Source organism: Saccharolobus solfataricus (assembly GCF_900079115.1).
GTDB classification, from domain to species: domain Archaea; phylum Thermoproteota; class Thermoprotei_A; order Sulfolobales; family Sulfolobaceae; genus Saccharolobus; species Saccharolobus solfataricus.
In genome coordinates, this window is record NZ_LT549890.1 from 1,393,830 (window position 1) to 1,409,931 (window position 16,102).

Annotated in this window: 7 protein-coding genes, 1 pseudogene and 2 CRISPR repeat arrays (1 of these 10 running past the window's edge); of the genes and pseudogenes, 3 read left to right on the forward strand and 5 right to left on the reverse strand. The window is 35.1% G+C overall.

Annotated elements, in window-relative coordinates:
* Positions 1-189: a CRISPR direct-repeat array (repeat unit 24 nt; unit sequence GATAATCTCTTATAGAATTGAAAG) (it extends 784 nt beyond the left edge of the window).
* Between the two features lie 436 nt (positions 190-625).
* Together SSOP1_RS07620 and SSOP1_RS07625 are read left to right on the forward strand one after the other, a co-directional pair.
* Complete coding sequence (locus SSOP1_RS07620; RefSeq protein WP_231918243.1) at positions 626-991, forward strand: hypothetical protein; 366 nt, start codon at positions 626-628, stop codon at positions 989-991.
* A gap of 98 nt (positions 992-1,089) precedes the next feature.
* Positions 1,090-10,021: direct repeats of the CRISPR family, unit length 24 nt; unit sequence GATAATCTCTTATAGAATTGAAAG.
* A gap of 16 nt (positions 10,022-10,037) precedes the next feature.
* Positions 10,038-10,268, forward strand: coding sequence for an ATP-binding protein (locus tag SSOP1_RS07625; protein WP_009989264.1), 231 nt, complete (start codon positions 10,038-10,040; stop codon positions 10,266-10,268).
* Between the two features lie 242 nt (positions 10,269-10,510).
* Here the strand turns inward: SSOP1_RS07625 and SSOP1_RS07630 are convergent, their stop codons facing one another.
* Positions 10,511-10,822, reverse strand: a complete 312-nt coding sequence (locus SSOP1_RS07630) for an AAA domain-containing protein (RefSeq protein WP_231918322.1) — start codon at positions 10,820-10,822, stop codon at positions 10,511-10,513.
* A pseudogene (locus tag SSOP1_RS17625) lies at positions 10,811-11,030 on the reverse strand (PaREP1 family protein); the annotation flags it as partial. The pseudogene SSOP1_RS17625 and the gene SSOP1_RS07630, both read right to left, overlap by 12 nt.
* 636 nt (positions 11,031-11,666) lie before the next feature.
* On the opposite strand from SSOP1_RS17625, the gene SSOP1_RS07635 reads away from it, so the two are divergent.
* On the forward strand, positions 11,667-12,926 hold the full coding sequence (locus SSOP1_RS07635) for a Glu/Leu/Phe/Val family dehydrogenase (protein WP_009989136.1): 1,260 nt from the start codon (positions 11,667-11,669) through the stop codon (positions 12,924-12,926).
* Positions 12,927-13,565: 639 nt separating this feature from the next.
* Here SSOP1_RS07635 and SSOP1_RS07640 read toward each other — a convergent pair.
* Genes SSOP1_RS07640 through SSOP1_RS07650 form a run of 3 tightly spaced genes read right to left on the reverse strand, consistent with a single transcriptional unit; the run spans position 13,566 to position 16,014 of the window.
* Complete coding sequence (locus SSOP1_RS07640; RefSeq protein ID WP_009989137.1) at positions 13,566-14,141, reverse strand: hypothetical protein; 576 nt, start codon at positions 14,139-14,141, stop codon at positions 13,566-13,568.
* On the reverse strand, positions 14,135-15,802 hold the full coding sequence (locus SSOP1_RS07645; protein ID WP_009989138.1) for a DNA polymerase domain-containing protein: 1,668 nt from the start codon (positions 15,800-15,802) through the stop codon (positions 14,135-14,137). Before SSOP1_RS07645 ends, SSOP1_RS07640 begins: the two co-directional genes overlap by 7 nt.
* Positions 15,748-16,014, reverse strand: a complete 267-nt coding sequence (locus tag SSOP1_RS07650) for a hypothetical protein (protein WP_009989141.1) — start codon at positions 16,012-16,014, stop codon at positions 15,748-15,750. Before SSOP1_RS07650 ends, SSOP1_RS07645 begins: the two co-directional genes overlap by 55 nt.
* Positions 16,015-16,102 lie beyond the last annotated feature (88 nt).

A 16,102-nucleotide genomic window follows, 5' to 3' on the forward strand; every position in this document is an offset into this window, starting at 1 on the left:
AAAGATATAATTCTGCATAGATTTTCTGTGACAGAAAGAGGGGATAATCTCTTATAGAATTGAAAGCATGTTTACGCCTTTAGAAGAAAGAGAATCAGTGGGCGGATAATCTCTTATAGAATTGAAAGACTGCTCCCCTGTTCTGTCCACAATCACGATACGCCGATAATCTCTTATAGAATTGAAAGGCCAACGTTTCTGCAATCTCTTCTCTACGTGCAGAAAAAAATGGAACAGCCACAGTATTTCCGGAAACTGCTACCGATCTGAGGAAGAAGAAAGTAGAGGTCGAGGAAACTAAGGCACATGCGCTAGTCCACGGCGCTCTGGGGAATTTGAAGGCAGGGACTACAATGACGTTGGAAAAGTTCGGACAGAGAGTCGACAACTGGTTGGCATCCCACGGCGTAAGTTTCAAACCATCTGAAACGACAAAACAGCTCATAAAGGAGGTAAGACTACAAAGAGCCAGAAGAAAAAGGGCGAAAAACGCATAAGAAGCTATTTATTTTTTATTCTCTATTTCCTATTTTATTATATGGAAGAAACAATAGTTATTCCGGATATATTAGATCTTATCGAAAAGGATAAACTACCAAGAGAACTCTACGCCCCGGACGGCTTTTTGGTTTACAAACCGTACGATCCAGCTATTGAAAGTCCCCTATTAGTCAACAGAAAGAAATGGAAGCTGTTCGCCAACTATACGCCAATAGAAGGCAGACCAGAAGAGGACACATGGATTGTAAAGTTGAATACTACCGAACAGTATGTGGAAATACACGATCCAGAGCTAGTTTGGCTACTTTATTACATTAGGGTGGTACACCCAGGAGCGACACCAGAAGAAGCAGTCAACCACGAACTAGCTGAAGTTGAAAAGGATGGTGGGAAGTTCAAAAATGACGACGAGTTGATTGGCTATGCGATGTACTTGTATACAGCCTTAGCAATCGCCATTGCCTACGGACTCCTTGTCGTAGTCGAATGATTTTTTCTGATTAACCGGGGAGTTAATTCTTTTTTTAACGAATAACGTATGTTCTACCCTTATAATGCCTTAGGAGCGCTGCATACAGATTCCTGTCGGATAATCTCTTATAGAATTGAAAGACATTGTACCAGTGAAGGAATATTTCGATGCTATTATGAGATAATCTCTTATAGAATTGAAAGTCTTTCTATCGAAGTACTTTGCCAATGCTTCCTTGAGGGATAATCTCTTATAGAATTGAAAGAGTTTATTTCTAGTAACTCACGCCACGTTCTTTCAATTGTGATAATCTCTTATAGAATTGAAAGGATGTTGAAGCGGAAGATAGTATAATCACCACCTTGACGATAATCTCTTATAGAATTGAAAGTCGGGTCATCTGCATCCAATGTCACGTATAACAGCTGTGGATAATCTCTTATAGAATTGAAAGTACAACGAGTTTCATCTTCTTTATTTCATGCCACCGTTTTGGATAATCTCTTATAGAATTGAAAGAAATGGGATGATGAGGGTGTTCAACAGATACAACACCGATAATCTCTTATAGAATTGAAAGCAGGATTACCTCTAGAATATAACGTACGTAGGGTGCATTTGATAATCTCTTATAGAATTGAAAGTACAAATAACTAAGAACGCTGACGATTTCGTGAAGACCGCGATAATCTCTTATAGAATTGAAAGCTTCATATGTTAAACCATAACAGATTGCACGTGCCACTAGATAATCTCTTATAGAATTGAAAGAGGACAGCATCAAGGAGTTCTGGTTGTAATTGTTTCTCGTATGATAATCTCTTATAGAATTGAAAGATCTCTCATTTCTTGGCTTACCCTCACACGAATTTGGGCTTGATAATCTCTTATAGAATTGAAAGACAGTAATGAGGTGTAACCCCTGAGACCTCAGGAGAAGATAATCTCTTATAGAATTGAAAGTGGGAATACGTCTATGACTTACTAATGCCAGCGAAAGAGAGATAATCTCTTATAGAATTGAAAGCCGTGCTTCACGCCCTGTTTCTCCAAAACAAGAAAGGAGATAATCTCTTATAGAATTGAAAGATGTACCCATATGGGTGAACTTGAAGAAAAAATGGTTAAGATAATCTCTTATAGAATTGAAAGATGCTGTACAGTTCTGCAGTTATCTTTTGGCTTAGAAATAGTGATAATCTCTTATAGAATTGAAAGTTCAGAAGAGGAAGAGGAAGCAGACAGAGCGGTGGGGCTGATAATCTCTTATAGAATTGAAAGTTCAGTTTGCTAACGCCTGGGCTATTGATCCTTTTGCCGATAATCTCTTATAGAATTGAAAGTTATTTTCGCAATGATAGCTGGATCGATACCGTTCTTTGCCGATAATCTCTTATAGAATTGAAAGGCCACATAGTATTGACTACGTGACGGGAATAATAACTGATAGATAATCTCTTATAGAATTGAAAGCTTCTATGGCCATGATTCTTGCCATTGGACGAAGTCCTCGATAATCTCTTATAGAATTGAAAGATCATCGAGTACGGAAGATTCCTAGGGTGGAGATCATTAGATAATCTCTTATAGAATTGAAAGTTCGTTGCGTTTACCATGTTCATGTAAATTAATACTTGGGATAATCTCTTATAGAATTGAAAGTCTTCGTCATAGCCTGGTCTTCCTGCACGTCCGCAAAGATAATCTCTTATAGAATTGAAAGATTATCTTCACATTAAACCCCACTCCTAGAGTTGAATTTGAGATAATCTCTTATAGAATTGAAAGGTATCAGCAGTGAACCATTCATACTGGATGTTGCGAATCGATAATCTCTTATAGAATTGAAAGGATAATAATCAACGAGGCAAACTCCATGTTCTACAAACGATAATCTCTTATAGAATTGAAAGTTTCAAAGGGAAAATCTGAATAAATACGTCTGGAAATTGGATAATCTCTTATAGAATTGAAAGAGTTGCTTTTTATAGTTTCTCTGACTGTGCACTGTCATGGATAATCTCTTATAGAATTGAAAGAGCTCTTCTCATGAAAGTTTATAAATTTTGTAGTTACATACTGATAATCTCTTATAGAATTGAAAGACAAAATAATTTCTAGTCCAAGCTTTCACGGCTGCTTCTGATAATCTCTTATAGAATTGAAAGTACTGCAATGCGCGTTTCAATGCTAACAATGCTCCGATGATAATCTCTTATAGAATTGAAAGCTTCAAGAATGAGCAAACCGCAAGCACTTAAAAAGATTGATAATCTCTTATAGAATTGAAAGTAACTACTGCAGTAGTATTTTTTGCGTTAGCTACAATGTGATAATCTCTTATAGAATTGAAAGTAATTTCTGCATAAATATCTTCCACAACACGTTTGCTTACGGATAATCTCTTATAGAATTGAAAGTCTTCAAGGCTTAATTCGCCTTGTTGTGTCCCACCCTCTAGATAATCTCTTATAGAATTGAAAGAAAGTACTTAGTCGTATAACAGTCTTCTTGGGCGAGGGATAATCTCTTATAGAATTGAAAGACTCAAAAAGAGTTTGAAAATTTTGTTGAATTTGTAAAGATAATCTCTTATAGAATTGAAAGGTAACTGGGTCGTGGACTGTGTACAACGACGGCGATAATGATAATCTCTTATAGAATTGAAAGGAAACTCGTGCCAATTTGTTGAGTCAAAACTTAAATAGAATGATAATCTCTTATAGAATTGAAAGCATGGTGGGGGGGCGTCAAAAATTCAGAAATATTTTGCATGATAATCTCTTATAGAATTGAAAGAACTCCTTTGCAATCCTATATCTAGTGTAGCCGTCTAAGATAATCTCTTATAGAATTGAAAGCTGCTCCATCAAACGGCCCCGTGAGGGATACTATGAAGATAATCTCTTATAGAATTGAAAGAATTTGAACATAATTCGGCCTCGTCAGTTTTCCACAGATAGATAATCTCTTATAGAATTGAAAGTCCCTAACTTAGGTTGGGGTAAAGAAATAGAACATAGATGATAATCTCTTATAGAATTGAAAGTTTACTGACAACGCCATCATACTTACTAGCCCAACTAAGATAATCTCTTATAGAATTGAAAGGTCCATTCTCCATTTATCTCAACCTTATCACAAATTTGGAGATAATCTCTTATAGAATTGAAAGTCAGTTCTAGAAAGAATTATTAGCATTAGATCTTCTAGACTGATAATCTCTTATAGAATTGAAAGCTCTCTATCCCAGATGGAATTCCAAAGGATCAAGCAGGATAATCTCTTATAGAATTGAAAGATCTGAATTTCCTCAGCTTCCATTGCATAATTTATTCTAGATAATCTCTTATAGAATTGAAAGTATTTACCTTAATATTATGTATAATAGATAAGAGCTCCCTGATAATCTCTTATAGAATTGAAAGACTATGGACCTACTACAGGGCCTATCTGACTTTCTGTCGATAATCTCTTATAGAATTGAAAGTTATTGTCAGAAAAAGAAATTATACTCCGATTAATAGCGATAATCTCTTATAGAATTGAAAGGTCAAAATTGCCCAACCGAACGTTAGCAAAAATGCAGCACGATAATCTCTTATAGAATTGAAAGTCCCTTTCAGATTTGCAATATGTTAGAGCGAGCTTCGCAAAGATAATCTCTTATAGAATTGAAAGGCTGAATTGTAAAATTACGTTTATTACTTTCAGTCAACCGATAATCTCTTATAGAATTGAAAGGTTTTATTTATAAACGGCGGGTCTAGATAAAATACAGTTGATAATCTCTTATAGAATTGAAAGTCACTCTTTCAGTCATCATTCTCTTTGCTGAGATTGCTCTGATAATCTCTTATAGAATTGAAAGGCGAAAACAATAGCAGGCGAAATAGAAGATAAAATGATAATCTCTTATAGAATTGAAAGGCAATAGACAATATAAGGAAGAGCTTACCACCTAGAGGCGATAATCTCTTATAGAATTGAAAGCCTAGAGGCGTAGCGGGCTCACAAGAAAACATTAATGATAATCTCTTATAGAATTGAAAGAATGCCTGAAGCAATAACGCCCAAGTTACATGCTCTTGGATAATCTCTTATAGAATTGAAAGATCCCGCTACGGCAATCCCTACGAATAGATCGGCATTAGATAATCTCTTATAGAATTGAAAGGTGTATAAGCACATTAGTAGGATTAGGCACGGTACAAGGATAATCTCTTATAGAATTGAAAGAATCACGAAAGCGATACTAAGGGCAATACAATACAAACATGGATAATCTCTTATAGAATTGAAAGCTTATTTTGGTGTCAATAATCTGTATGTTGCCGTATTGCGATAATCTCTTATAGAATTGAAAGAGATTGTTTTATTAATACCAAGTAGACAATTATATATTTTGATAATCTCTTATAGAATTGAAAGCCAAAACATGTCACATGTGCCGATATTGATATTTACAAAGATAATCTCTTATAGAATTGAAAGAAATCTACCGATCAACGGACGAGGGGGAACGCTAAGAAGATAATCTCTTATAGAATTGAAAGGGGAGTTCCCATTCGATTTTGGGAACCCTCAAGCACAGTCTGTGGATAATCTCTTATAGAATTGAAAGTTGTGCGCCTAGAGTTGCTACGCCTTGTTTCCACACCTCATGATAATCTCTTATAGAATTGAAAGCTAACTTGTTAAAGTTCTGTTGTAGCTCGTTAAGTTGTGATAATCTCTTATAGAATTGAAAGGTTCCAGCTAAGATGTTCTTTCCTGCAGTCTTTGTTGATAATCTCTTATAGAATTGAAAGAACTAAGCCTTCACTAGGTGAGATAAAGAGCATAGCTATGATAATCTCTTATAGAATTGAAAGATCCGTTCTCCGTCCCGATCCGTACCGTTCTCTGTACTGATAATCTCTTATAGAATTGAAAGAGCATAACTTCATCTTCTTCTACAACTTCGACAGCTTGATAATCTCTTATAGAATTGAAAGTTAATTTATTGTCATCAAATCTATTTAGATACGCTAGTATTAGATAATCTCTTATAGAATTGAAAGATATTTCTTCGAATGGGTTTTCTGTATCACCTTCTTCATGATAATCTCTTATAGAATTGAAAGCATTTGTTATCAACTGTCCGGGTCCAGCGCTAGATGCGGTGATAATCTCTTATAGAATTGAAAGCAAAGTCAGAGCTGGACTATCGTAGACATCTATAATAGATAATCTCTTATAGAATTGAAAGACGTAGCCTAGACTTGCTATAACTCCGTTGTATTGCCCGATAATCTCTTATAGAATTGAAAGATACCAACAGCAACAACAAACTTATTCTTCGCTCATACAGATAATCTCTTATAGAATTGAAAGACGAACACACCCCTTAAAACTCTTTTTCCAACATTCACCTGATAATCTCTTATAGAATTGAAAGCAAAGTCAGAGCTGGACTATCGTAGACATCTATAATAGAGGATAATCTCTTATAGAATTGAAAGTCTTAGCGAACTTGCAAAATATTCCGACCAAAGCTAATAGATAATCTCTTATAGAATTGAAAGTCAGGTGAGGAAGATGGTCTCCAAAACTACTGTTATTGGTGATAATCTCTTATAGAATTGAAAGGAGAGCTACAAACACGCTACCTAATAAAATTTCCAGATTGTAGGATAATCTCTTATAGAATTGAAAGATACAGATTTCGTTATCCATATCCTACATGACTTTCCGATAATCTCTTATAGAATTGAAAGATACATCGATCTTGTAATTAGATATCCATTGACTGTTATGATAATCTCTTATAGAATTGAAAGATGGAATAGGCTCTCAACAGCAGTATAATTGGCAAGTATTGATAATCTCTTATAGAATTGAAAGTCTACTCTTATAATTCCGTTACTTATCTTAACAGAGAACGGATAATCTCTTATAGAATTGAAAGCGTTTCTATTGCAAGGTCTGAGATTTTTGGCCTGAGTAGATAATCTCTTATAGAATTGAAAGGTATTGAAACGCTTAAGGTCAGCTCTAATTCTGTACGGATGATAATCTCTTATAGAATTGAAAGATGTTACTAAGTAAGTTTAATAATATATTATAAAATGCCATATAGATAATCTCTTATAGAATTGAAAGCTAAGCAGTGACTCACAGTTTAGACATTCACAAGTATCGATAATCTCTTATAGAATTGAAAGTTCTAAGCGTGTAAAGATCTATCTGACAACACGAAACTATGGATAATCTCTTATAGAATTGAAAGTTGAATATTGTACAAAGGAACGTTTAACCCTATAATAGACGATAATCTCTTATAGAATTGAAAGCAATCCCATTCGTTTTACTCACTTCTAAGAACCTCGCGATAATCTCTTATAGAATTGAAAGAGTCTCTGCATCATGATCCCTGCCCCAGCTAAGACGTTCTGATAATCTCTTATAGAATTGAAAGACGATTTTCGGTGTGAATAATGTAAATTTGCAAGTATCTGGATAATCTCTTATAGAATTGAAAGGTCTTTATGGCCCTCTGGGTCTTTCCACCATTGAGAGGAGATAATCTCTTATAGAATTGAAAGTTATCCTCATTCTATCGGTGAGTGGAACAAATTGGGTAGCGATAATCTCTTATAGAATTGAAAGATCGTTATGCTGTAAACTTCCCCGGTTCTCAATCCCGTTTGATAATCTCTTATAGAATTGAAAGAGTTAACAATACTTTATTGTCAAAGAAGCAAGGATATGCGGATAATCTCTTATAGAATTGAAAGTTCAAACTAGATCTAGAAGATTTCTATCGGCATCTTTACATGATAATCTCTTATAGAATTGAAAGACGATATGAAAGTTGCCAGAGCCTTAAACAGAATTGGTTCGATAATCTCTTATAGAATTGAAAGGCTTCTTGTCCCTGAACTCCTTCTTGAAATGGATTTATTGATAATCTCTTATAGAATTGAAAGTTTCGTATAAGGACCAGAACGGCAATACCCAAACTGTGATAATCTCTTATAGAATTGAAAGCTACTACATCATCCTCTACCACGCCAAGCCAACAACCGATAATCTCTTATAGAATTGAAAGATCTAGCGTTGTCTCTGCCGTTATATATTTGAAAGTGTGATAATCTCTTATAGAATTGAAAGATCGCTGATCCAGAACCACGTGGCGAATACAGGAAGAACTAGATAATCTCTTATAGAATTGAAAGATCAAAAGTCCGCTATGGTCTAACGGTGTAAATAATTCTGATAATCTCTTATAGAATTGAAAGAATTGGATCCCTACGGTTGACGGATCACCGAAAGTGTGATAATCTCTTATAGAATTGAAAGATCATATTTTGAATTCTCTTATACAGAAATCTTTGATATGATAATCTCTTATAGAATTGAAAGATAGCTATATATGGAAATGTTCCAGACGCGGAATATGTTGCGATAATCTCTTATAGAATTGAAAGAAGCCTACACAGGATAGGATACTCAAATTATATGAAAATGATAATCTCTTATAGAATTGAAAGTTTGCGCATTTACTTTTGTATGAGCTAGGCTATTTACATCATGATAATCTCTTATAGAATTGAAAGCTGAAATATCCTTCAAATTGATTTGCCAATAAATTAAGATAATCTCTTATAGAATTGAAAGTGTTCTGTCGTTACTGTCGTAAAGCACGTCCTATTATGATAATCTCTTATAGAATTGAAAGACAGTGCAGAAGTCTAATCCAAATTATTCTACTTTAGCGATAATCTCTTATAGAATTGAAAGTCCTTGGAGATGTTGATGTTTTATACGGTATTATGTGAAGATAATCTCTTATAGAATTGAAAGGCACAATTCGCCAACGATTTCGGTTCGCTTTATACCTTGATAATCTCTTATAGAATTGAAAGCAAATTTCGGCGAAAATTGTACCGAATTTCGGCATTGCTGGGATAATCTCTTATAGAATTGAAAGAAGATCATGGTATTGATATTCAAAAACATTATTCAGAGTGGATAATCTCTTATAGAATTGAAAGATTAGAAAAGTTTAAGATTACGCATGCAAATATGTTTTTGATGATAATCTCTTATAGAATTGAAAGTTCTGTTTCGAAGAAAACCCGCCTCAGATTCATTATGGGGATAATCTCTTATAGAATTGAAAGAAATCAAACGGAAACTCCCCGGATATTATCATGTCTAAAGATAATCTCTTATAGAATTGAAAGCCTCATCGTAAACATGCAATCTTGCATATTCAGTGTAGATAATCTCTTATAGAATTGAAAGGCGATATATGTTATAAGAGGAGAAGGGACTTTACCCCCTGATAATCTCTTATAGAATTGAAAGATATACATCGCCGGTTTTATAGCAACTGCACAGCAACAAATGATAATCTCTTATAGAATTGAAAGGAAGTTGCAAAAATTGCCAATGTTTTTTTCAAACGCGTGATAATCTCTTATAGAATTGAAAGATTTATGATGAAAATAGGAAATTTTTCAGAAGAATTATAGATAATCTCTTATAGAATTGAAAGAAAAGTTTAAATACCCGAAGCCACAAAGGTAAAAATAGATAATCTCTTATAGAATTGAAAGCGTTCTAGAGCTAAACGATGCATACGCGGTGGTACAACTAGATAATCTCTTATAGAATTGAAAGATTCGGGGAAAACTTATGCATTATAAGAAGAAGAGATATTTGATAATCTCTTATAGAATTGAAAGTCAAATAAGGAACAACTCTGGGTAAGCCCACAATACGCAAGATAATCTCTTATAGAATTGAAAGCTTAGCGTCTCAACCTGAACCAAACTTCCTAGATCAACGATAATCTCTTATAGAATTGAAAGTAAACTAGATCCTTATATTTCACGTAAATGTAAAGGGGGATAATCTCTTATAGAATTGAAAGTAAGGAGTAAGCTAGCACTAGCAATAGCGGTTGCAATAGATAATCTCTTATAGAATTGAAAGGTTCATCAGTTCTACCTTTTGGTCCAAAGGCTGATCCAAGAGAATCTCTTATAGAATTGAAAGATCTTGATGATATTCAATGAAGTCCATTAGTACTTCCCCCCAAGGAGGTTGGAGAGAGGGAGAAAAAGAGTCGTTTGAGAGGTTGATAAATAGGATTATGAGGTTGGGAAGGGTTAGAGGGATGAGAGTGATTTTTGCAACGTATAAACCCCAAGATTTAAATGATTTAATGTTAACGTTAACTAACTTAAAGATTGCATTGAGGGTTAAAGAAGACGCTTTAGATAGGATTAACATGAAGGAATAAGCTAAGTTGTTGCAAGCTTCACCACCAGGGTATGGAGCGTTGAGGACTTTCTCGTTAAAGGTGAGAGATCTGATATTCAGAAATGAGAAGTATCAAGATTCATGAAGATTAGATAGATCTTAGTAGTGTTTAGAAGGTAGTATTATTTCTAGTTAAAGTGCCAAGCACTGCCTTAGGTGTAAAATCCCTTCCATCATAGGTCCACACGCTATTTAAACTGTAAGCGTATTCTAAAAACCTCCTTAACAAATTGTCATTTGGCAACTCATTATGCTATTCTCATTTCCTAAAACGATTAGTTTATACCTTGGTCTAGTAAAGGCAACGTTTAACCTCCTTCTATTGGTAACAAATCTCAAGCCATTAGTCGCGGTCACGCTAAAAATTATCACGTCTTTCTCCCTCCCTTGAAATGCGTCAACTGTGTTTACCTCAACATATGGCTTATAGTTTGCCAATTCTTGGTCTAACTTTCTCACTTGAGTTCTATAAGGCGATATAACTCCAACATCTTGTCCTATTAATTTGGATATAAGAAATTTAATGGCTTTCACGATTTCCTCTGCGACCTTGTAAGCTTTTCCTGAAGCTTGAATAGTATCTCCTTTCTTTAAGTACTCGTAAGCTTCAGCCATATATTTTTCGGCAATTTCTAACCTCAATCTAATTCCTTCTTGTGGGTCATCCTTAGATATTTCTCTGATCAGTAGATCCTCTACGTCAATGCCTTTCTCTCTAGCCTTTTTTTATTAACTCTTCCATAAGTAAATTAAGGTGAGACGGGGTTATAAATTAAAGCTCATATAATCATAACATGACTCAAGCTTTCATTGTGAATTATAATTTATGATTAACATCCCAAGGAAAATTCTAGACTATGAAAATTTTATATTAAAAGGATCAAGAGAGCGAAAGTCTTCTCCCATGAGGAATATGGCTCCCTATACATTTTGCTGAATCCTTTAATTTTCTTAAATGCTAGGATAATAAATTTTCCTTGAACTAGAGTGTTAATTTGAAAGCAAATTCAATGTTAGCATTGTTGAAAATTTAAGCAATCCACAAAGCATTGAAAGCGTTAATGGGTGCAATTATAGGATAGTATTTTTGCGTAAAATCCTAGAATGCGGGGTTTTGGCATACGTTAGTATTACTTATAAAATATAAATCTTGCTCTTTAAAATCTAACGATGTATAAAATCAAGTTAGCGACAGACGCAGTAGTCTTAAACCAAATCTTTAAAATCTAACGATGTATAAACTTCCTATCTTGTTCCTATTACTTTTAGAAGGATTCTGGAATCAATTTATCTTTTGCACTATAGGAAAATTGTGTATTAAAAAATTTTAAAATTAAGTTGGAATAATTTTTTATTCTTAAATCATTAAGGGTAGAACATGGAGGAACTTCTTACTTCGAATTTATTGGTTCAACAAGTTAAGAAGTTGTATAAAGTTGGTGAATTGTTGGGTTTAGATAGTGAGACTATAGATGTCCTTTCTCAACCAGAAAGGGTTATGCAAGTTAAGATACAGATTAGGAGTTCTGATGGTAAGTTAAGGACGTTTATTGGTTGGAGAAGTCAGCATAATTCAGCCTTGGGTCCATATAAGGGAGGAGTTAGATACGGTCCCAATGTTACACAAGATGAAGTAATAGCACTATCGATGATTATGACGTGGAAGAACTCCCTTTTATTACTACCCTATGGGGGAGGAAAGGGTGGGATAAGAGTAGATCCTAAGAAGCTAACATTAAAGGAATTGGAGGATTTGTCTAGGAAATACGTTCAATTGATTCACAAGTATTTGGGTAGTGATGTTGACATTCCTGCACCTGACATTAATACTAACCCGCAAACTATGGCTTGGTTCCTAGATGAATACATAAAGATAACTGGTAAAGTAGATTTCGCAGTGTTTACTGGTAAGCCTTCCGAGCTAGGTGGGATAGGTGTTAGACTCTACAGCACTGGGTTGGGTGTAGCGACAATAGCTAGAGATGCTGCTAATAAGTTTATAGGAGGAATTGAAGGATCAAGGGTTATAATTCAAGGGTTTGGAAACGTTGGTTTTTTTACCGCTAAATTCTTGAGCGAAATGGGGGCTAAAATAATTGGAGTTAGCGATATTGGAGGAGGGGTAATTAATGAAAATGGAATAGACGTTAATAGGGCGTTGGAAGTTGTTCAGAGTACAGGTAGTGTTGTGAATTACCTTGAGGGTAAAAAGGTTACGAATGAGGAGTTGTTAATAAGCGATTGTGATATATTGATTCCGGCTGCAGTGGAAAACGTTATAAATAAGTTTAATGCTCCGAAGGTTAGGGCAAAGCTTATTGTTGAAGGTGCAAATGGTCCATTGACTGCAGATGCTGATGAAATAATGAAGCAAAGGGGTGTAATAGTCATACCAGACATTTTAGCTAACGCAGGGGGAGTTGTGGGTAGTTATGTGGAGTGGGCTAACAATAGGTCTGGTGGAATAATTAGTGATGAGGAGGCTAAGAAACTTATTGTAGATAGAATGATAAATGCTTTTAATACTTTATACGATTTTCACAAGAGAAAGTTTGCTGATCAGGATTTGAGGACTGTAGCGATGGCTTTAGCTGTGGATAGAGTAGTAGGGGCAATGAAGGCGAGGGGTCTACTATAATATGTTCTTCTTTTCTCAGTCTTAAACTTATGCTAGGTATTAGACAGCTATTTTTTTTTTTGTGTTTGTTCACCTATCAAATATTTTTTACTAAGAGCTATATTATCTTATTTTAGAGAAATGATCAGAGATAATATTAGTTCTTCACACCTCTTAACTATTGGTGAAAGTTCGACAATTTCTGCTTAGTTGGTACATTGAATACCTTATATACTATTTTACTATCTTCCTTTCAATTAATGATTGGATGTTCAATTAGATCTATGATGCCTCTTAACTTTTAGTGAGAATGGGAGATTCAGATATCCATTGCGAATTCACTTTATTTTAAAGATTGCTACGAATTTAACTAAATGGAGGCGATTAACTAGCAGAGACACTCAATACCAATATTAACATTTTTTACAACGTATTATTAACAAATTACAATTCGCAAAGGAGAACTGAATCGTCCTGAATGACTGATATGTTTACAAAGATCATTAAAATAGAATTTTTATAGTATTTTTATCAGATAACACTAGACTATAAATCTAATGGAAACAGTAACGTTACTCTAGTCCAGATGTTGGATCGTATTGTTAGCAAAGTAACGTTTTTAGATCTTCATGTTTCTCTAGGGTTAAGAAAAATCAGTTACTAAACCATATATTTCAACAAACCCCCATCATCACTTACTTTACCGTATAAATCCAACAAATAATTAGGAATTTCAATCTCTCTACTAGTAACGCTTTTCACTATAATGAACTTAAAACCCCTAGTGCTCTTAATTAGCTTAATCATTGAGTGAGAAGTGTGTGAACCGAAAATCGAACCTTCTCTTTCCCTATCCATAAAGCTGAACAAGAACTTCCTGCCCTTAACTTTCCTCAATGACGAGACGATCTTAGTGTAGTTCTTTCTATAATGATAAGGATCAATAATAATTAAGTCGTTATCTCCCATTGAGTCTATAGTAATTGGCACATCTTCAGCCTTGAAAGCCCTCCTTATATACACCTCTGCGTGATTGTCGAAGATGTTTTGAAAACGCTCTATTAAGTAAGGATCTAATCCACCTCTTTCGGAAACCACTACAACGTAAACTGGGGCTGAAATGGCTATAACTCTATGATAGAACGTTCTTAACAAATCGTTATCAGTTGAGAAGAACTCCACAATTTCATCCCTCTTTATTATCTCGTCTAAAAAGGGAAAGCCAGTAGTTAACACCTAGACATCACCTCTTCCACGTCTTCATAAACCCTCTTCAAGTAATTGATGTAGTAATTTACGTCCCTTCCCATATAACCTAGCCTAGCCTCATAAAATCCCTTAATTCCCCTTACGTAAGGAACGTCCTTAATCCATATTACGTAATCTATTGGCTCACCGTTTATAGCCCTCTTTCTATAATGCTCGAATAAATCCCTAATCCTAAGCTTTTTAACGTCAGAACAAGTCTTAGCTGATGAGAACTCCCTTAGCACGTCTTCCAAAAACGATTTAACGATATTGGGCATGTTCTCCCTTATTAGTCCCTTAGCTATCATTTCACCGTTCATGTTTGCAATATATCTTGTAGGATATGGTGTATTGTTTCTGGTAATAGTGAAGATAATCCAATTGTAACGTTTATAATCCAGTCTTAACCCCGTTTCTTTCTCGACTTTCTCAATGAATTTATCAACGTTATCACCCTTAACAACCAGTGAATCTATTATACCATGTAAAACCCTTAACCCCATCTCCTCAGCAATCTCCATTGTTCTCCTTAACGTTTTCCTAGCTAAATATGTGACCATTTCGTATGCCTCAATCTTTCCAAACAAGGAATTCCTATAACCTAGATAGCCAAAAGAGGCTACTAAAATCCACTTTATTGCCTCAGCTCTCTCTTCGTCAATTTTCTTCAATTCCGATTTTCTCTCTATCAACCACTGTAAGGCTTCTGGTATAATTCCCTTTTCCTTTAAGCAAATTGAGTGCAACTCAGTTTTTATATCATCACATGCTTCAACGGTTTCAGCTGAAATATTATGCTTTACAATTAAGGAGGGATACATTGAAGAGAAGTCAACTTGATAAACATTATCATAACATCCGGGCTGTGGGAAGAGTATTAGCCCACCCTTATCCACCATCATTATATCCTCTAATCTTCTCAATTTCTCAACTCTAGGAACAACTTTAGGTATGATAATTCTTCTCTTAAATGCGACCCACGCTTCATTTATTGTTAACACTTTACCAATAGTGGCATAGGCTATTTCGTGAATTGGTGTAAGCGAAATAAAGGACCACTCTATTAATCCCTTTGCCGAAACTGGGGACCTCTTCTTCTCAATTCTAATCTTAACGTTTGACTTTACGTAATTGCAGGCTTCTCCTAAACATTCAGCGATATCGACCTCAACTTCAGGCTTTTCGTAAAATCTCCTAACCTCGTTATTTATTTTAACTTCAAACACTTTCCCTTTTAACGATTCACCGTACCAATCCAAGGGTACAACTCTTGCAATGGTTACCTTTGGAAATTCATCATCAGAAGAGCGAAATCTCCTAAATGGTTTTATCCCTAGGCGGTATAGCGTTTGAGATAGTACTGTTGGTGTTTCGTTCACGACGTTTAACCTTTTCCTCATGTAATAATAAGCGTCAAGGGATTCTACCTCAAAGCGATAAACCTTAACCTCTTTCCCATCTAACGTTTTCCACTTTTCCTTTTCGTAATATCTCACCTCTGGGTGCTGTAGTACTATATCTGGGTTATCTGTTATGGTGTAAACTGGGAAGGTTGTTCTGATAGTTTTCTCCTTGAAATTGCTTAGGAATAGTTTCACTCCTCCCTTGATTGGATAAGCGTCAAGTACGTACTCCTCCATTTCTCGCATTCCTCCGCCAAAGCCCAAATTAGCGCAAAGTAAACTAGGTTATAGGGATCAACCAGTTCGTCATATGATGCACTTTGAGTATACCTTACTTTTTCCTTAACCCTTTCTAGTAAAAGGGATAATATGGGAGAGTGTAAGCGTTCTATAATTCTTTCCAGCTTTTCCAATTCTCTGTTCACCGCCATGGTGTATGAGGGTTGTGTTCTTCCCATGTGTTACATCTCTCCTCTGGTAAATTAAGTCTTTAGAGAGAATACTGAAAGTGTAGGTTTTAACTTTTGTAGTTAAATATTAGGAAGA

Coding starts and splice junctions, on each gene's coding strand:
- SSOP1_RS07625 (WP_009989264.1), top strand. CDS start 10,038: ATGAAGTCCATTAGTACTTCCCCCCAAGGAGGTTGGAGAGAGGGAGAA.
- SSOP1_RS07635 (WP_009989136.1), top strand. CDS start 11,667: ATGGAGGAACTTCTTACTTCGAATTTATTGGTTCAACAAGTTAAGAAG.
- SSOP1_RS07645 (WP_009989138.1), bottom strand. CDS start 15,802: ATGCGAGAAATGGAGGAGTACGTACTTGACGCTTATCCAATCAAGGGA.
- SSOP1_RS07650 (WP_009989141.1), bottom strand. CDS start 16,014: ATGGGAAGAACACAACCCTCATACACCATGGCGGTGAACAGAGAATTG.